Raw genomic sequence first — 18,466 nt, forward strand, 5'->3', positions numbered from 1 at the left:
CGCTCACCGCTGGTTCTCCCGTCGCAACCGTCGGATGTTGTTCAGCATCACCGGCACCGCGAGCAGCAACAGCAGCACCGCGATCGCGCTGCCCAGGCCCGGGTTACCGCCGGAGATGAAGGACTCCTGGTAGAGCTCCAGCGCCAGCACGTTGGCGTCCGCCTGGCTGGACTGCGGTGGAATCACGAGCACCAGGTCGAAGATCTTCATCACGTTGATCATCAGCGTCACCATGACCACCGCCAGCACGGGTGCCAGCAGCGGCACCGTCACGCGGCGGAAGATCTGCCACTCGTTGGCGCCGTCGACGCGCGCGGCCTCCAACGTCTCCCGTGGCACGGCGGCCAGACCCGCCGCGATCAGCACCATCGCGAAGCCGGCCCACATCCACACGTACGAGGCGATGATGGCGGGGGTGATGAGGCTCGGGCCGAGCCACTCCACGCCGTTGTACGGGGCGGTGAAGCTGTCCGCCGCGAGCCGTAGCTGGGCGCCGTCGGCCTCGGCGGGCAGCGTGAACGTGCCGTCGTCACCGGTGGTCGCCGAGGCGACCACGTCGCCGTCCCTGACGGCCTCCACGGTGATCCCGGCCAGGCCCTCCTCGCCGGGGTCGACGGTGTTCTCCGTGCCCTCGCCGCCGGGGGTGAAGTCCCGCCAGACGGTGCCGGTGACCTCCTGCCCGCCGCCGGCCGCCACCTCGGCGGGATCGGCGCCCTCCAGCTCGGGCTGCGGGATGCCGACGAGCGGCAGCAGCACCGGCTCGCCCGCCGTGACGGGCTCGGCCAGCAGGTACGAACCGTCCTCCTGCGCCTGGAGCGCGCCGTCGGGCCGCGGCTCGGCGTCCGGCCACGTGGAGGAGCCGGAGAAGGTGTCGTGCACCGTCGTCGCGACGGCGTTGGCCACGCCCCGGTCCGGGTCCTGCTCGTAGACCAGCCGGAAGATGATGCCGGCGGCCAGCATGGAGATCGCCATCGGCATGAAGACGATCAGCTTGAACGCGGTGGCCCAGCGGATCCGTTCGGTCATCACCGCGAAGATCAGGCCGAGCACGGTGCAGATGGTCGGGGCGACGACGATCCAGATGACGTTGTTCCGCAGTGCCGTGCGGGTGTCGTCCTCGGTGAAGATGTCGGCGAAGTTCGAAAGCCCCACGAACCCGTCGCCCGAGGCGTCGAAGAGGCTGCGCCACACCGTGTACCCGATGGGGTAGACGACCAGCGCGCCGAGCAGCAGCAGCGCGGGCAGCAGGAACGACGCGGCCACCCAGGGACGGGCCCTGATCACCGCCTTGCCGGATGCCATGGGGTCTCAGTCTCCATCCGTCCGTGGGTTTGTTCCGTGAGGGGGGCGGGGCGGGGCCGTCACTGGCTGTACGCCCTTTCCGCCTGTGCCTCCAGGTACTGCTGGGCGCCCTCGACGTCGTCGGGGTTGCGCAGGAAGTTCTGCAGGCCCTGCCACATGCCCTGACCGGTGGTGCCGCCGAAGGCGGCCGGGGTCTGGTCGGACATGTCGAACCGGAAGTCGTTGCCCGCCTCGACCAGTGCCTGGGCGATGCCGCGCTGCACGTCGTTGGGGTAGGCGTCCAGTTCGAGGGAGCTGTTGGGGGAGATGTAGCCGCCGGGCGCGGCCCAGATGCGGGCGGCGTCGGGGGAGGCGAGGAACGCCAGCAGCGCGTCCTGCGCCTCGCTGGTCTCGCCGTCCGGGGCCACCGCGACGGCCGCGTCGCCCGCGGTCACCACGGGGGGCTCGGCGCCGACCGACGGGAAGGGGAAGACCTGCGCGTCCTCGCCGACGACGGCGTCCGTGCTGTCGGTGATGACGGCGCCGACGAAGTCCGCCTCGAAGACCATGCCGGCCAGCGGCGTCTCCAGGTCGATGAACGTCTGGGTGACGGAGTTGGGGAAGTCCGTCTGGAGCGCGCCGTCGCTGCCGCCGACCACCAGCTGCTCCTCGCCGAAGAGCGCGCCGAGCGTGGTCAGCGCCTCGGTGACGCTGGGGTCGGTCCACGGGATCTCGTGCGCCATCAGCTGGTCGTACATCTCGCCGCCGGCCAGGGAGAGGTAGATGTTCTCGAACCAGTCGGTCAGCGTCCAGCCGTCGGCCCCACCCACGGACACGGCGTCGGTGCCCGACTCCCAGAGCGTCCACGCGGTGTCGACGAACTGGTCCCAGGTCTGCGGCGGCTCGACACCGGCGTACTCGAACGCCGTGGTGTTGTACCAGACCAGGGACTTGTTCGCGGCCTTGACGTAGACCCCGTACTGCTCGCCCTCGTAGGTGGTGAGGTCCTGCCAGCCCTGGGCGTAGTTGGCGTCGAGCTGCTCCAGCACGATGTCGCCGACGGGGGCGATCCAGCCCTCGCGCGCGAACTCCTGGATCACGCCGGGCTGCGGCACCATGACGACGTCCGGCGCGGCGCCACCGGCGACCCGGCTGCCGACGAAGGTCGCGACGTTGTCACCCGTGGAGACGAAGGTCACCGAGGCGCCGGTCTCCTGCTCGAAGGCCTCCATGACGCGCATGAAGTTCTCCTGCTCGGCGCCCGTCCACACGGCGGCGACCTCCACGTTCTCGCCGCTGAGGTCGGGCAGCTCGATCGAGATCCGAAAGTCGGTCTCCTCGCCGCCGCTCTCACCGGAGCAGGCCGTCAGCGCGACCGCGCAGGCGGACGCGGCCGCCGCTGCCGCACGCCACGCGCCGCGTCCGGTCCTCCGCCGGAAGTCCCCGTCCGAACCGTGCATGAGCACCTCATCACCTGGCCTTCTGATGCGGCGACACCCCGAAGCCGGCGCAGGGCTGCCACATCGCACGTCCTGTGCCGAAAGTCCTACGCCGGGCTCACGGGGCAGGCAACCCTGTCCGCCTTGTCAAGTCAGCTTTGTGATCGGCATGTTACCGCTGGGACTACGTCCGTCAGCGGTGTCGGGACGTTCTCCCCCGAATGAGCGTCTTCTGCCTGGTCCGCACCATGATGACGATGCGTCAGATTTGCGGAACGGGGTGCGGGGAGCGGCGCCGTCGAAGCGCGCCGAGGTGCCGGAGGGACACCGGCGAACCCTCGGCGAACCGTCGGCGAGGCGCCACGGAACCCCCGTCGAGGCGCCGAAGGGGCGCCGGGGCGTGTCGGCTCAGACGAGGCTCGCGGTCGTCGCGCGGTCCGAACGGGCCGCCCGGGAGGCGGCGCTCGCCAGGAGGGCCACGTCCGTCGGGCCGTTCCCCAGCTCGCGCACCGGGCGCCGCGTCGGCGGGTCCCCCGCCCGCGCCCAGTCCAGCCGCGTCACGGTGGGCCGGAGCGTCGCCGTCCGGGGAATCCGCCCGGTGACCCGGGCCGCCTGGAACGGCAGCGGCGCGCCGCCGCCCAGCCGCAGCTCCGCCCGCCCGGCCGGCGGACCGGTGAGCAGGACCCGCGCCTCCGCCCGGGGAACGTCCTGGGGCAGCTCGACGCCCGGCGCACCGGCGACGATGACCCGCACCCCGAGCCGATGCCCCTCCCGGGCCGCGGCGCCGAGCGCGCGCACCACCGAGCCGGCGGCCTGCCGGCCCGGGGCGCCCAGCGGCGGCGCCACCAGCGCGTCCACGTCGTCGACCAGCACGACCAGCCAGGGCAACGGGCCGCTGCCGGCCGCGCGTATCCGGGGCACGGAGGGGTCGACGTCCCCTGCCGGGGACTCCCGCGGCAGCCCCTCGTGCGCCGACGGCGCCGGCTCACCCACGGGCCCGCGCGGGCCGACGACCCGCCCACCCTGCCGCCCGACGCCGCCCAGCGCCGCCGGGGCGCCGGGGAAGACCGACTCGCCCAGCAGCGCGGCGCGCCGCTTCAGCTCGTCGCGCAACGCCTGCGCGAAGGCCCGCATCCGCACCGGATCGTTGGCGCCGAGATGGGAGGCCACGTGCGGCAGCTCGGCACAGGGCCGCAGCCCCTCGCCCGCGCCCTCCACGAGCAGCAGCGACAGGTCCCTCGGGCCGCGTGCCGCCGCCAGCGAGGCGGCCAGCGAGCACAGCAGCTCGGTCCTCCCCGAGGAACGCTCCCCCTCGATCCGCACGGGACCCGCGGTCTCCGCGAGATCGACGAGCGCGGCCCCGCCGGCCGCCGCGCCGAGCACGAGCGGCAGCCCGCCGGGGCGCTCCCAGCGCTCCCGCAGCGCGCCGGGCGTGACGCGGTGCAGCTCCAGGGCGTCCAGCAGCCGGCAGCTGGGCGGCGGCGCGGCGGAACCGGCGGCGACGAACGCCTCCCTGGCGTCCTCGCGCACGGGCGCCAGCGCCCGCGCGAACCTCTCGGCCCAGGCCGCCGACACGGCGTCCACCGTCACGACGGGCCCCGCGCCGTCGCCTCGCCCGGGCGTCACGCCGGCCCCGCTCAGCCGCAGGGCCGAGGCGACGGCCCCGCTGAGCAGCCCGACGGTGCCGCAGGCGGCGAAGGTGGGGGAGGAACGACGGGCCAGGGCGAGGGTGTCGGCCAGCGGCGAGGCCGGCGTGGCGGGCGGCGACTGCGTGAGACACAGCAGGTGCACGCCGAGGCCCGCGCCGGTGGCCGCGAGGCGCGCCAGCGCCCGACGCAGCTCGGCCACCGCGTCCGCCGCCCTGCTCGTCCCGAGCGTGTGCGCGGCGCCGGGCGGGCTGGCGTCGAGCGCGTCCTCGTCGACGAGCAGCACCGTCCGACGCCCCGTGGGGTCGGGGGACTCCCGCTCGGCGAGCTCGCGCACGCGCGCGGTCGCCTGCTCCACGTCGAACCCGACGAGCTGCCGGCACGCCTGCCCGCGCGTGGGGCGCAGGTGTGGCAGCCATCCCAGCCAGGACCACTCCGCGGCGCGGTCGGGCGCCACCACCACGAGCTCCAGCGCGCTCGGCGGATGCAGGGCCGCGAGCTGCGCGAGCAGGGAACGCGCCAGCCCGAGCAGCCGCTGACGGGGCCCGGCCAGCCCGAGCGAGCCGATCGTGGGAAGGCTGAGGCCGACGGGGGAGATCCGCCCCTGGGCCCGCTGCGCCGTGCCCAGCCGCAGGCCGTAGGCGTCGGGGTGGGCCGGGCCGCGCTCCCACAGCCGGGGCTGGCGGGGCCGCTCGGGCTCCAGCGCCAGCAGCAGCAACGTGGCGAGGTCGGGCCAACGGGCGTCCTCGGCCGGGTCGTGGGCGGGCCACGGCCGGGTCCCGCCCGTCGGGCGTGACGAGGAGGCGGACGGCAGGGCCACGCTGGTGTGGGTGTCGCCGCCCGAGGCCGGGGCGCCGCGCCTGCGGGCCCAGCCGGCCAGGCCACGTCCCGTCCGGCGGCCACCCGTGCCGGGGCCGTCCGTGCCAGGGCCGTCCGGCTCCGCGAGCGGCAGCGCCGGGGCCGTCGAGGGGGCCGACGGAGCCGGGGGCCTCGGGGGCGGAGCCGCCGGGGGAACGGGCGGTCCCCCCGGGCCGGCCACGGGCGGGCCCGACGGCGCCGAGCCCGACGCGGGTGCCGCGGCGGAGCGGGAGGCGGGCGTGGTGGGACCCGTGAAGCCAGGCGCCGAGGGCGCGCCATCCCCCACCGGGCCCTCGGATATCACGCGCACCGTGGACTCCCCGAGCCGCAGCGGCGCGCCGGGCGGCACGACCACCGGGCGGTCGGTCACGGGCTCCCCGCCGAGCAGCGTGCCGTTGGTCGAGCCCAGGTCGGCGACGGTGACCGTGCCGTCGGCGTGTATCGAGACCGCGCAGTGCAGCCGGGACACGTCCGGGTCGTCCAGCGGCACGTCGGCCTGGACCGACCGCCCTATGCGGACCTCGCCGCCGCGCAGCAGGTGCACGCCGCCGGCGTCAGGCCCGGACACGACGAGCAGCCGGGCCGGCACGCGCTCCGGCACGGGCGTGGCCGCGGGCCGGTGGAAGGACAGGACGGCGCCGTCCACCAGCGGTGCCCGTCCCAGGACGGCGCTGCGCGGATCCAGCCGCCGCTCACCGCAGAACACGGCCCCGGGCGTGCCCGAGCCGGGCGTGACCACGGACGCCAGGGTGCCGAGGACCTCCGCGAGCGGGGTGTCCTCGGGTGCGGTGAGCCGGACGTCCACGCCCTCGCCCTCACCGCCGCCCGGCGCGCCACGGCCAGCGGTGTGTCCGAGCACCGTCACGCTGATCTGGATCGGCATTCGGCCCCTCCCGGTCACCTCGCTGGCCAGGCTGTCACGGCTGTCTCGTACGGGTGGCTCGTACGGCGGTCTCGCACAGCTGCCTCGATCGGACGCCCCGACCGGTGTCCGTGTCCCGGTCGGATGCTGACAGCATCCTCGCACCCGCCACCGACACTCCGTGCCGCCCTGGGCAGTTGGTGATCTTGATTGACCATATCTGACGGGAACCAACCGCTCCGACCGGCCGGTCGGCAGCCCTCCCGCGCCTTCCTCGCAACCAGCCGCCCGCCGGGCCGCGTCCTCTCCCGCGAGACGCCCACGACGGCCCTCCCACGCGGCCGGCGGACGGCCGTCCGCGTGGTGGGCGGGCAGCACTACAGTAGGGAGCTCGGGCCCGGGCCTGGGACGTCACCGTCATCACCCTGCCAGCGAACCACCAAGGAGCACACCGTGCGGCCGGTCGGCAGCAAGTACCTGCTCGAAGAGCCGCTCGGACGCGGCGCCACCGGCACCGTCTGGCGCGGGCGCCAGCGGGAGGCCGCGGGCGACGAGGCCGCGGTCCAGGGGCAGCCGGGGGAACAGGTCGCGATCAAGGTCCTCAGGGAGGAGCTGGCCCACGACCCCGACGTGGTCATGCGCTTCCTGCGGGAGCGCTCGGTGCTGCTGCGCCTGACCAGCGACCCCCACGACAACATCGTCCGCACCCGCGACCTGGTGGTCGAGGGCGACGTCATCGCCCTGGTCATGGACCTGATCGACGGCCCCGACCTCCACCGGTACCTCCGGGACAACGGCCCGCTCAGCCCGCTCGGCGCCGCCCTGCTCACCGCCCAGGTCGCCGACGCCCTGGCCGCGGCCCACGCCAAGGGCATCGTCCACCGCGACCTCAAGCCCGCCAACGTGCTGCTGGCCGGCGGCGGCGACCCGTCCGGCGCGCTGCCGCTGCGCCCCATGCTCACCGACTTCGGGATCGCGCGCCTCGCGGACTCACCCGGCGTGACGCGCGCGCACGAGTTCGTCGGCACCCCCTCGTACGTGGCGCCCGAGTCGGCGGAGGGGCGGGAGCAAACCTCCGCCGTCGACGTCTACGGCGCCGGCATCGTGCTGTACGAACTGGTCGTCGGGCACCCGCCCTTCCACGGCGGCAGCACCCTGGACGTGCTGCGCAACCACCTCAGCGCGCAGCCGCCCCGCCCCGGCGGCATCCCCGACCCGCTGTGGACCGTCATCGACCGCTGTCTGCGCAAGAGCGCGGACGAGCGCCCCAGCGCCGTCAACCTAGCCCGCGGCCTGCGCACGGTCGCCGCCGGCCTCGCGGAGCACGCCACCGTCGAGCAGCGGGCCGCCGCCGCGGGCGTCGCCGTGCTCCTCCTCCCCGACCCCGCGCCGGTCAGGGTGCCCGGCACCGGCATCAGCCCGCCCGGAGCGTCCGAGCCGACGCAGGCGCTGCCCGGCGGCTCCGGTGGCGGGATGGTCGACCCCTCCGCCGCCACGAGCGTCCTGCCGCATGCCGGCGGGCCGGGAGCAGGGGACGGCGGCTCCGAGCCGACGCGCGTGATGCCGCCCCAGGGTCCCGGCCAGCGTCCGGGGGACGACGACGGCCCGCATCCGTGGCAGGACCAGATGCGTGCCGCGCGCGATCGCAACGAGCCGACGCAGGTCCAGCCCGTGAACCCGGCGCAGGACCCGCTCCACCGTCGCCCCCAGCGTCAGCCGCGCCGCCCACCGCAGCGCCGGCCGCAGCAGCACCCCCCGGCCCAGCAGCAGGGCTACGGGTATCCGCAGCCGCAGCCCCAGGGGTACCCGCAGCAGTACCCCCAGCCCTACCAGCCCCCGGCCCAGCCGCAGCCGCAGCGCCCCCCGCGGCCCGAGCCGCCGCGCCGCGAGCCGCGCGGGCGCTCCCGTGGCAGTTCCAGCCCCATGCGCATCCCCGGCCTGGGGTGCCTGAAGGGCTGCCTGTTCATCGTGTTGATCCTGGTCGTGCTCGGGGCCGTGGTGTGGAACTTCACCCCGATGCAGGACTGGATCGCCGACGGCCGGAGCTTCTGGAACGCCACCAAGGACTGGTTCAACGACGTCCGCGAGTGGCTCGGGTTGATCGAGCAGGCGCAGGAGAGCGTTCCCGAGGTGCCGGACGGCACGGAGCTGCCGAACCTCCCCGATGGGTCCGGCGGGGAGTGACCTCGGAGATTTGTCGACTTGTCGGGGTGGTTTTTTGGCCCCGACATCCCATCAAACCAGGGCAAGACAGGCGCACTTCACCGTCCGATGTCCGAGGCGCGTCGTAGCCTCACGCCATGGCACGGAACATCGGTAGCCGTTACACCGCCCACCGCGTCCTCGGCCGCGGCAGCGCCGGCACGGTGTGGCTCGGCGAGGGTCCCGAAGGCCCCGTCGCCATCAAGGTGTTGCGCGAGGACCTGGCCGCCGACCAGGACGTCGCCGAGCGGTTCGCCCACGAGCGGCACGCCCTGCTCGGCCTCGAACACCCGAACATCGTGGGCGTCCGAGAGCTCCTCATCGGGGACGACCACGGCCAGGCCGGCGCCCCCAGCGACATCGCCCTCGTCATGGACCTGGTCCGCGGCCCCGACCTCCGCAGCCACCTGCGGCGTGAGCGCCGCCTCACCCCCCACCAGGCCGCCGAGATCACCGCGGGCGTGGCCAGCGGCCTCGCCGTCGCGCACGCCGCGGGCATCGTCCACCGCGACGTCAAGCCGGAGAACATCCTGTTGGACACCGGCGGCGAGTCCCTGGCCGCCCTGCTCACCGACTTCGGCGTCGCCAAGCTCATCGACGAGCCACGGCACGGCGGTCGCGGCGGCGTCGTCGGCACCCCCGACTACATGGCCCCCGAGATCGTCGAGGGCCTCCCGCCCCGCGCCGCCGTCGACATCTACGCCCTGGCCACGGTCCTGTACGAGTCGCTCGCCGGCTTCACCCCCTTCGGCGGCGGCCACCCCGGCGCGGTGCTGCGGCGGCAGGTGACGGAGACCGCGGCGCCGCTGCCCGGCCTCGTGCCCGAGCTGTGGGAGCTGATCCAGCAGTGCCTGGCGAAGGCCCCCGCCTCGCGGCTGCGCGCCGCGGAGCTCGCCTCCCGGCTGCGCGAGCTGCTGCCCGCGCTGGAGGGGCTGCCCCCGCTGGACATCGGCGATCCGGAGGACGCGCAGGGCGACGGGAGTGCCGCCGCCGGCTCCCGTTCCGACGCCCGCGCCCCCCACGACTCCCTCGGCGTCCTCGACCAGGCCGGCGAGCCGGCCCTGGCGTCGTCGCCGGCCACGGACGGCTCGCGCGCCGCCGTGCCGCTGGTGCTCGGCGCCGTCCCGGACTCGGAGCGCGCCACCCACACCAGGATGCGGGTCCCGGACGCCGACGAGCTGGCGGGCGGCGCCCACGGCACGGCGCGCACCCCCAGGACCCCCGGCGAGCGTCGCGCCGGCTCCGCCCGGCACTCGGCCGCGCTCGCGGCGGCCCGCAGGAGGCGGCGCCTGGTCGTCACGGCCGGTGTCCTCCTGGGTGCCGGCGCCCTCGGCGGCTGGCTGCTGCTGGGCTCCGGCGGCGAGGGCTCCGGGGAGGGGACCGAGGGTGGGACAAACGGTTCTCCCGGAGTCGGGACGGTTGAGGAACGGCAGACTCCGTAACGGTTAGGCTGGGGATGTGGCAGTCGACGATCCATCCGAAGCTCTGAAGGCCCTCCGCTCCACGATGGAGTCGGTCGAGGCCGTTCTCGACCTGAACACGATGCGGGCCGAGGCCGCCAAGCTCGAGGAGGAGGCCGTCTCCCCCTCGCTGTGGGACGAGCCCGAGCGCGCGCAGCAGGTGACCAGCAGGCTCTCCCTTCTCCAGGGCCAGCTGCGCAAGGTCGAGGAGCTGGACGGCCGCATCGACGACCTGGAGGTGCTCTTCGAGCTCGCCGAGTCCGAGAGCGACGAGGAGGCCAGGCACGAGGCCGAGGCCGAGCTCGTCGCCGTGAAGGCGGCCGTGGACGAGCTGGAGGTCCGCACCCTGCTGTCCGGGGAGTACGACGAGCGCGAGGCGCTGGTCAGCATCCGTGCCGAGGCCGGTGGCGTGGACGCGGCGGACTTCGCCGAGCAGCTCCAGCGGATGTACCTGCGCTGGGCCGAGCGCAGGGGGTACCCCACCCAGATCCTCGACACCTCCTACGCGGAGGAGGCGGGCATCAAGTCCACCACGTTCACGATCAGGGCGCCGTACGCGTACGGCACGCTCTCCGTCGAGCAGGGCACGCACCGCATGGTGCGCATCTCCCCCTACGACAACCAGGGCCGTCGGCAGACGTCCTTCGCCGGCGTCGAGGTCCTGCCCGTGGTCGAGCAGACCGACCACATCGAGGTCCCGGAGAACGAGATCCGCGTGGACGTCTTCCGCTCCTCCGGCCCCGGTGGCCAGTCGGTGAACACCACGGACTCGGCGGTGCGCATCACGCACCTGCCCACCGGCATCACCGTCTCCTGCCAGAACGAGAAGTCCCAGATCCAGAACCGCGCCGCCGCGATGCGCGTGCTCCAGGCCCGGCTGCTCGCCCGTCAACGCGAGGAGGAGCAGGCGCGGATGGACGCCCTCAAGGGCGACGGGGGGAACTCCTGGGGGAACCAGATGCGCAGTTACGTGCTCCAGCCGTACCAGATGGTCAAGGACCTGCGGACCGAGCACGAGGTGGGCAATCCCCAGGCCGTACTGGACGGTGACATCGACGACTTCCTTGAGGCGGGCATCCGTTGGCGCAAACGCCAAGGGAAGTAGTCTTCACGCAACCTTCACACACGAGTCGGTCCTTACTGGACATCCCGCTTGACGGTCTGTGTGTAGAACGGGAAAGCTGTCGGTCTGGCATGCCTATGTTGTGAGGTGCGTGTCGCGTGAGGGCGAGTAAGTGGATCGGACCGCCCGACGCCACCACTCCCTTGCGTGAGGCTGCGCCAACGACAGGACATTGTCTCAAGACATACTGCTACAGGGGGTAGTGGATAGATGGCCAGTCCCAAGACACGGGCCAACGTGGCGCGGGTCGCCGCGGCCGCGATCTTCGCCGCCGGTGCCTCACTCGCCGTGGTCGGCACGGCCTCCGCCGACAACGGCTCGTCCGCTGACGAGGGCGCCAGCACCCGTGAGGGCACCGTCGTCGGTGTCGTCGAGGGTGCCGTCGTCGGTGCCGTCTCGGGTAACGAGGGTGGCGCCGTGGGCGTCGCCGAGGGTGGTTCCGAGGGCTCCGAGGGTTCCATCATCGGCTTGGTCGAGGGTTCCTCGGACGGTTCCGACGAGGGCTCCTCCGAGGGCGAGGACGAGGGCACCTCCGACGGTTCGCCGGAGGGCACCTCGGACGGTTCGCCGGAGGGTACCTCCGACGGTTCTCCCGAGGGCACCAGCGACGGTTCCCCGGAGGGCACCTCCGACGGTTCCCCGGAGGGCACCAGCGACGGTTCCCCCGAGGGCACCTCGGACGGCTCGCCCGAGGGCACGAGTGACGGTTCGCCGGAGGGCACCTCCGACGGCGGTCACGAGGGCACCTCGGACGGTCACAACCAGGGCGCCAGCGACGGCGTGGACGAGGGCGCCTCGGGCAACACCCCCGAGCCCGCCACCGAGGGCGGCAGCAGCGGCCCGATCGAGCAGGAGCCGCCGACCGAGGGCGAGGTTCCCGTCGAGGAGCTGCCCGAGGCCGACGACGACGGCGAGCTGGCGGAGACCGGCTCCTCCACCAACAACACCCTGCTGATCATCGGCGCGGCGACCATGATCGCCGGCGGTGTGGGCTTCCGTTACCTGCCCCGCGTGATCAACAAGAACGTGACCCCCGCCTGACGAGCGTCACGGACCCAGGGGTCTGACGACCCAGCGTAACGGGCCCGGAGCCACACGTGCTCCGGGCCCGTTCGCCTGTGTCGGCCCCTGCGAAACCCGTCGCCCCGAGGGCCCTCCCTGGCCTTCAGGCGGGCCGGGCCACGAGCAGGGCGACGGCCGCCAGCGCCAGCAACAGGGCGACCAGGGCCGCCGGGCTGCCGAGGGCGGCCCACGGCCCGCGTTCGGCGCGCAGCCGTGCCAGCTGGGCCCGGCACACGGGGCACCGGCCCTCGCTGACCCGCCCCGCACAGTTCGCGCACACCAGCCAGTCGGCGGTCATCGGCACGTCTCCTCTCGTCACCCCTCCGCCTCCTACTGTGCCAGGCTCCGGGCGCGAGCGCAGACGCCCTGCACAGGGGGCCCCGTCGGCGGCCGGCGAGGGGTCGTATCCCTTCGATCAGGGCCAGACCGCGACAAACCAGGATGTCCCAGGAGGGCGCCTGCGGCCGGACGCAGCTTCGCGTAAGGTCTGCCAAGCGAGGGGGAGCCTCCGCCCATACCCAGCTCCGACATGGTGTAACCGTGATTCGATTCGACAACGTCTCCAAGACCTACCCGCGGCAGAACGCGCCCGCGCTCCGCGACGTCTCGCTGGAGGTTGAGCGAGGCGAGTTCGTCTTCCTCGTGGGCTCCTCCGGCTCGGGCAAGTCCACCTTCCTGCGCCTCGTGCTGCGCGAGGAGCGGGCCACCCACGGCCACGTGCACGTCCTCGGCAAGGACCTGGGCCGGCTGTCCAACTGGAAGGTGCCACAGGTGCGTCGCCAGCTCGGCACCGTCTTCCAGGACTTCCGCCTGCTGCCGAACAAGACCGTGGCCGAGAACGTCGCCTTCGCGCTGGAGGTCATCGGCAAGTCCCGGGGGCAGATCCGCAAGACCGTCCCGGAGGTGCTCGACCTGGTCGGCCTCGCCGGCAAGGAGGAGCGGATGCCCGGCGAGCTCTCGGGTGGTGAGCAGCAGCGCGTCGCCATCGCCCGCGCGTTCGTCAACCGTCCGATGCTGCTGATCGCCGACGAGCCCACGGGCAACCTCGACCCGCAGACCTCCGTAGGCATCATGAAGCTGCTCGACCGCATCAACCGCACCGGCACCACCGTGGTGATGGCCACGCACGACGCGCAGATCGTGGACCAGATGCGCAAGCGCGTGATCGAGCTGGAGAAGGGCCGTCTCGTCCGCGACCAACACCGCGGCGTCTACGGCTACCAGCACTGATCCGGCACTGATCCACCGGCCCTCACGACCGAAAGGCTGCCATGCGCGCGCACTTCGTCCTGTCGGAGATCAGTGTTGGTCTCCGCCGCAACCTCACGATGACCTTCGCGGTGATCGTCTCCGTCGCCCTCTCGCTGGCCCTGCTCGGCGGCTCGCTCCTCGCCCGCGAGCAGGTCAACAGCATGAAGGACTACTGGTACGACAGGGTCGAGGTCTCGATCTTCCTCTGCAACGAGAACGACGCGGACACCGATCCCCAGTGCTCGCGCGGTCCGGTCACCGACGAGCAGCGGGAGGCCCTGAAGGCCGAGCTGGAGACCTACGACATCGTCGACCACGTGGAGTTCGAGTCGGCCGACCAGGCCTTCGAGCGCTACCAGGAGCAGCAGCAGGAGAACCCGATCGCGGCGGTGGTCACCCCGGACCAGATGCAGGACTCGCTGCGCGTCAAGCTGACCGACCCCACCAAGTACGAGGTCATCTCCACGGCCTTCGCCGGCCGCGAGGGCGTCCAGGACGTGGTCGACCAGAGCGACCTGCTGGAGAACCTCTTCAACCTGCTCAACGGCGTCAACTACGCGGCCCTCGGCCTCTTCGCCCTCATGCTCGTCGTGGCGCTGCTGCTGATCGTCAACACGGTGCGGGTCTCCGCCTTCAGCCGTCGCCGCGAGACCGGGATCATGCGGCTGGTGGGCGCCTCCAGCTTCTACATCCAGCTGCCGTTCATCATGGAGGCGTCGATCGCGGGCGTGATGGGCGCCGTGCTCGCGTGCGGACTGCTCGTCGGCGTCAAGTACTTCATGATCAACAACTTCCTCGCACAGGAGATCCCGCTGATCCAGTTCGTCGGGTGGGACGCGGTCATCGAGGTGTTGCCGTTCGTCCTGGCGGTCGGTGCGTTGATGCCCGCTCTTGCAGCTTTCTTCGCGTTGCGCAAGTACCTCAAGGTGTAGCTCGGTTGTGATTTATCCCCCGTGCGCCGGACAGTTCATCTCGCGTACGACCTCTCCATGTGTCCTACACTCCGCAACATGCCGCGAACGCCACAACTCCTCCCAGCCCGCCGCGGTGCGGTGCTGGCCTGTGTCTTCGCGGGCGTCCTGACGGCGGGCGCCGTCACCGGCTCGTGGCCGCAGGGCGCCGACGGCTCGGAGCTCGCGGCGATGGAGGACCCGGACGCCGCCGGACGGGACGGTCAGGCCGTGGGCGACGCCGAGGCGTTGGTCAGCCGCGACGGCGACCGCTGGTCGGCGGCGTACTCCCCCGAGGAGTACGAGGAGCTCCAGGCCGGCCTGGAAGGGGAGTACGTCGGCACCGGCATAGCGGTGACGCGCACGCCCGACGGCCGGATCGAGGTGAGCGAGGTCCACGAGGACAGCCCGGCCGAGCGCGCCGGCGTGCTGCCCGGCGACGAGATCCTCACCATCGACGGCGAGCGGCTCGACGGCGGGCCCGTCACCGACGCCGTCAGCCGGCTGCGCGGCAGTGACCAGCCGGAGCGCGCCGGGCCGGGCAGCACCGTCCGGCTCGGCCTGGAGCGCGACGGCCGGGCGTGGGAGACGGTGGTCGAGCGGGCCCGGCTGACCACCGAGACGGTGACCACGACGCGGGAGAGCCCGGGCGTCACCCGGATCCACGTCTCGTCCTTCACCCGCGGCTCAGCCGAGCTGCTGCGCGCGGCCGTGGAGAGCGCCCCCGAGGGCGACGGCATCCTGCTCGACCTGCGGGGCAACGCCGGCGGCCTGCTCGCGGAGGCGGCCGGTGCCGCCTCCGTCTTCCTCGACGGCGGCCTCGTCGCGACCTACGACGTCCACGGGGAGGAGCACGCCCTCAACGCCGACCCGGGCGGCGACACCGACACGCCCCTGGTCGTGCTGGTGGACGGCGGCACGATGAGCTCGGCGGAGATGCTCACCGGGGCGCTCCAGGACAGGAACCGGGCGGTGGTCGTCGGCTCGCGTACCTTCGGCAAGGGCACCGTCCAGATGCCGAGCGAGCAGCCGGACGGCTCGGTGGCCGAGCTCACCGTGGGGCACTACGTCACGCCGCTGGGTCGCACGGTGGACGAGGACGGCATCACGCCCGACCTCGTCGTCGCGCCCGGACAGGACGCGGAGGCCGAGGCGCGCACCGTGCTCGGCGGCCTGTCCTGAGCGGTGTCCCGAGCGTCGGGCCAGCGCCCGTCCGGCCCCGGTCCCGCCTCCCGTCACCCACTCCCCGGCGCTCGCTAGACTGGAGCGGTTATGGCTAAGGAGACCGGTCGCAAGCTCATCGCCCAGAACAAGCGGGCCCGGCACGACTACCACATCCTGGAGACCTACGAGTGCGGACTCGTGCTCACCGGGACCGAGGTGAAGTCGCTGCGGCAGGGCCGCGCCTCGCTGGCCGACGGCTTCGCGCACGTGGACGGCGGCGAGGTCTGGCTGCACAACGTGCACATCCCCGAGTACACGCAGGGCACGTGGACCAACCACAGCGCCCGGCGGAAGCGGAAGCTGCTCCTGCACCGCTCGGAGATCGACAAGCTGATCGGCAAGACCCAGGCCACCGGCATCACGCTCATCCCGCTCGCCCTGTACTTCGTGGACGGCCGCGCCAAGGTGGAGGTCGCGCTGGCGAGCGGCAAGCGGGAGTACGACAAGCGGCAGACGCTGCGGGAGAAGCAGGACCGCCGCGAGGCGGAGCGGGCCATGTCCGCGGCGCGCCGGCGCGCCAGGGCCGGCTGAGGCGCCGCTTCCGGAGGCTGCTGGGGTACACTGGGGGCGGTTCTCAACTGAACATGGGGATGATCGGTTTCGACAGCGGATGTCGAAGCAGGGGAAGCGAGCCGAGGAACGCGGCAATGATCTCGTTAACCATGTGTCGCGAAAAAATAATCGCCAACAACAAGCGCGATTCCTTCGCCCTCGCTGCCTGAGCAGCGACCTGCGAAGTGTCAGCCCGGGACTGTTCCCGGCCCGGTGTCTGACATCATCTAGGGGACTCACCGCTTACTCCGGTCACGGGAGTGAGTGGGACATCTCACAGTGACTGAGCCCGTCGGAGACTTGTCCGTGTGATCTCCGGGGCCGAGAAAAGCACAGCGGACTGCGCTCGGAGAAGCCCTTCTTCCGCTCCGTTGGACGCGGGTTCGATTCCCGCCATCTCCACCACCAGGACCACGACAGGTCCGTCACAGGGCCCCACCGCCTCGGCAGTGGGGCCCTGTGACGTGTCCGGGGGCCCCGTGCTTCTCCCGTTCCGCCGGCTGTTCGGCCTTCTGTTCTGTTCTCCGCCGCTTCTCCGATGTGCCCCAGCCTGTCCGCTGTCGGTGGCGCCCGATAAGGTGCGCGGCATGGGGAATCTCGGGAGCGTGCCGGGGTGGGGACCGAACGGCGGTCGCCGCCCGCGCCGTGTCGGCACACGGGCGGGAGTCATCGGGGTCGTGGTGGTCGCGTTGGTCGCCGTCGGCGCCGTCGTGCTGCTGCGCGGCGGGGGCGACGGGGACGACCGGGCCACCGCGCGGGCCGAGGCGGAGGCGTTCCTCGACGCCTGGGCCGCGGGTGAGCTGCGGCGGGCCGCCGACCGCACGGACGACCCCGAGGCCGCGCTCTCCCTGCTGGAGTCCGTCCAGCAGAACACCCGCCCCGAGCGGCTCGCCTTCACCGTCGCGGAGGACGCGGGTGAGGAGCTGTCCGAGGACGGCGGCCAGGAGGGCGGCATGGCCGTCCCGTTCACCGCCACGTTCACCCTCGACGGCGTGGGCGAGTGGTCCTACGACTCCACGGCCCGGGTGCTGCCGCCCGGGGACGGCGGCGACGGGAGCTGGACCGTGGACTGGAGCTCCTCCCTCGTGCATCCGCGGCTGGAGGAGGGCCAGACCCTGGTCCTCACCACGGAGGAGCCCGAGCGGGCGCCGATACTCGCCGCGGACGGCAGCGAGCTCGCCGGCCCCGGCACGGTCTGGCACCTCACGATCTGGCCCGCCCAGCTCAGCGACCCCGACGCCGCGTACGCCGCGATCGAGCGGCTCGACGTGGGCGTCGACACCGAGCGGCTCGCCGACGAGGTCGAGGCCGCCGACCCCGACCAGGCGGTGCCCGTGGTCACCCTGCGCGACGAGACTTTCCAGGAGCACGCGGCGGACCTCCAGGCCGTCGCCGGCCTCCAGTTCGACGAGGACAGCCAGCCCCTGGCGTACGCGGCCCCGGCGCTCGTCGGCGGGGTCGACGCGGGGACCGGCGAGGGCACCTCCGGGCTCCAGAGCAGGTACGAGGAGCAGCTGGCGGGGATGGCCGCCGCGGCCGTGGTGATCGCCGACCGGGAGTCGGGGGACGCGGTGCGGACGCTCTTCGAGCGTGAGGAGAGCGAGCCGGGCACGCCCGTGGAGACCACGATCGACCCGGCGGTGCAGGCGGCGGCGGCCGAGGCGCTGGAGGGACTGGACCAAGACGCGGCGATCGTGGCCGTGCAGCCCTCCACCGGGCACGTCCTCGCCGCCGCGGACTGGCCGGCCGACGGCTTCAACCTCTCCCTCCAGGGCCAGATGGCCCCCGGGTCCACCTTCAAGATCGTCTCGACGGCGGCCCTGCTGGAGGGCGGCACGGCGGACTCCGACATCCTCGGATGCCCGCAGTTCGTCACGGTCGACGGCCAGACCTTCGAGAACCAGAACCAGTTCGAGCTCGGCCCCGAGACCACGCTGCGCGAGGCCTTCACCGCCTCGTGCAACACCGCGTTCATCGACAACCGGGACCGTTTCGCCGACGACACGCTCACCGAGACGGCGCGGGCCTTCGGCATAGGCGAGGAGTGGACGGTCGGCGCCGTCACCTTCGACGGCGGTGTCCCCGTGGCCGAGAACGAGAACGAGCTGGCCGCCTCCCTCATCGGGCAGGGCCGGGTGCAGGCCAGCCCTCTGGTGATGGCCTCCGTGGCCGCCACCGTGGCCGAGGGTGCCTTCCACCAGCCCGTCCTCGTCCCCGGTGCCGTCGAGGAGCCGCACCAGGCCACGGCGGAGCTCGGTCAGGAGACGTACGAGGCGCTGCGCTCCCTGATGCGCGAGACCGTGACGAGCGGCAGCGCCTCGGCGCTCGACGGCGTGCCGGGTGAGCCGCACGGCAAGACCGGGACGGCGGAGTTCACCGACGAGGAGGGCGAGCTGTCGACGAACGCGTGGATGGTCGGCTTCCTTGGCGAGCGGGACCTGGCGTTCGCCGTCGTCCTCACCGGCGGCGGCTCCGGTGGCGCGGACGCGGGGCCGGTGGCGGCGGACTTCCTGCGCGGCCTCGGCTGACCCCGACGCGGAGGCGTCACCGGGCGGC

At 73.1% G+C, this 18,466-nt stretch carries 13 protein-coding genes and 1 other RNA gene; 10 read left to right on the top strand and 4 right to left on the bottom strand.

The genetic code is table 11. The annotated features are described in order from the left end of the window. Positions 1-3 precede the first annotated feature (3 nt). The 3 genes from ACTWP5_RS28340 to ACTWP5_RS28350 all read right to left on the bottom strand — a co-directional run bounded on the left by ACTWP5_RS28340 (position 4) and on the right by ACTWP5_RS28350 (position 6,107). Positions 4-1,302, bottom strand: coding sequence for a carbohydrate ABC transporter permease (locus tag ACTWP5_RS28340; protein WP_443224000.1), 1,299 nt, complete (start codon positions 1,300-1,302; stop codon positions 4-6). A gap of 59 nt (positions 1,303-1,361) precedes the next feature. Further along, positions 1,362-2,741, bottom strand: coding sequence for an ABC transporter substrate-binding protein (locus tag ACTWP5_RS28345; protein WP_443224001.1), 1,380 nt, complete (start codon positions 2,739-2,741; stop codon positions 1,362-1,364). Positions 2,742-3,128: 387 nt separating this feature from the next. Continuing rightward, complete coding sequence (locus ACTWP5_RS28350; RefSeq protein ID WP_443224002.1) at positions 3,129-6,107, bottom strand: FHA domain-containing protein; 2,979 nt, start codon at positions 6,105-6,107, stop codon at positions 3,129-3,131. Between the two features lie 432 nt (positions 6,108-6,539). On the opposite strand from ACTWP5_RS28350, the gene ACTWP5_RS28355 reads away from it, so the two are divergent. The 4 genes from ACTWP5_RS28355 (at position 6,540) to ACTWP5_RS28370 (ending at position 11,912) form a co-directional block, all read left to right on the top strand. Continuing rightward, positions 6,540-8,270, top strand: coding sequence for a serine/threonine-protein kinase (locus ACTWP5_RS28355; RefSeq protein WP_443224003.1), 1,731 nt, complete (start codon positions 6,540-6,542; stop codon positions 8,268-8,270). 116 nt (positions 8,271-8,386) lie between these two features. Beyond that, positions 8,387-9,730 (top strand): serine/threonine-protein kinase, encoded by a 1,344-nt coding sequence (locus tag ACTWP5_RS28360; RefSeq protein WP_443224004.1) that lies wholly within the window; start codon positions 8,387-8,389, stop codon positions 9,728-9,730. A gap of 16 nt (positions 9,731-9,746) precedes the next feature. Continuing rightward, entirely contained in the window at positions 9,747-10,853 is a 1,107-nt protein-coding gene (gene prfB, locus ACTWP5_RS28365) for a peptide chain release factor 2 (RefSeq protein ID WP_443224005.1), read from the top strand. A gap of 228 nt (positions 10,854-11,081) precedes the next feature. Continuing rightward, the gene (locus ACTWP5_RS28370; protein ID WP_443224006.1) at positions 11,082-11,912 is read left to right on the top strand and encodes an LPXTG cell wall anchor domain-containing protein; all 831 of its coding nucleotides are present in this window, start codon (positions 11,082-11,084) and stop codon (positions 11,910-11,912) included. A 124-nt stretch (positions 11,913-12,036) separates the two neighbouring features. Here ACTWP5_RS28370 and ACTWP5_RS28375 read toward each other — a convergent pair whose 3' ends face one another. Beyond that, positions 12,037-12,252: a hypothetical protein gene (locus tag ACTWP5_RS28375; RefSeq protein ID WP_443224007.1), complete on the bottom strand. Its 216-nt coding sequence runs from the start codon at positions 12,250-12,252 to the stop codon at positions 12,037-12,039. Between the two features lie 221 nt (positions 12,253-12,473). Between ACTWP5_RS28375 and ftsE the strand changes: the two genes are divergently transcribed. The 6 genes from ftsE (at position 12,474) to ACTWP5_RS28405 (ending at position 18,438) form a co-directional block, all read left to right on the top strand. Continuing rightward, the gene (gene ftsE, locus ACTWP5_RS28380; RefSeq protein WP_443224008.1) at positions 12,474-13,163 is read left to right on the top strand and encodes a cell division ATP-binding protein FtsE; all 690 of its coding nucleotides are present in this window, start codon (positions 12,474-12,476) and stop codon (positions 13,161-13,163) included. Positions 13,164-13,204: 41 nt separating this feature from the next. Continuing rightward, a complete protein-coding gene (gene ftsX / locus ACTWP5_RS28385; RefSeq protein WP_443224009.1) occupies positions 13,205-14,116 on the top strand; it encodes a permease-like cell division protein FtsX in 912 nt (303 codons plus the stop codon). Positions 14,117-14,194: 78 nt separating this feature from the next. After that, a complete protein-coding gene (locus tag ACTWP5_RS28390; RefSeq protein ID WP_443224010.1) occupies positions 14,195-15,316 on the top strand; it encodes a S41 family peptidase in 1,122 nt (373 codons plus the stop codon). A gap of 90 nt (positions 15,317-15,406) precedes the next feature. Continuing rightward, positions 15,407-15,889 (top strand): SsrA-binding protein SmpB, encoded by a 483-nt coding sequence (gene smpB, locus ACTWP5_RS28395; protein WP_443224011.1) that lies wholly within the window; start codon positions 15,407-15,409, stop codon positions 15,887-15,889. A 55-nt stretch (positions 15,890-15,944) separates the two neighbouring features. Then, positions 15,945-16,315: a transfer-messenger RNA gene (gene ssrA / locus ACTWP5_RS28400) on the top strand. A 272-nt stretch (positions 16,316-16,587) separates the two neighbouring features. Further along, positions 16,588-18,438 carry a penicillin-binding transpeptidase domain-containing protein gene (locus ACTWP5_RS28405; protein WP_443224012.1) on the top strand — a complete coding sequence of 617 codons (1,851 nt, stop codon included), beginning with the start codon at positions 16,588-16,590 and terminating at the stop codon, positions 18,436-18,438. The last annotated feature ends 28 nt before the right edge of the window (positions 18,439-18,466 follow it).

The sequence above is a fragment of the Streptomyces sp. 4N509B genome, assembly GCF_052245655.1.
In the GTDB taxonomy this organism is placed as follows: Bacteria; Actinomycetota; Actinomycetes; order Streptomycetales; family Streptomycetaceae; genus Streptomyces.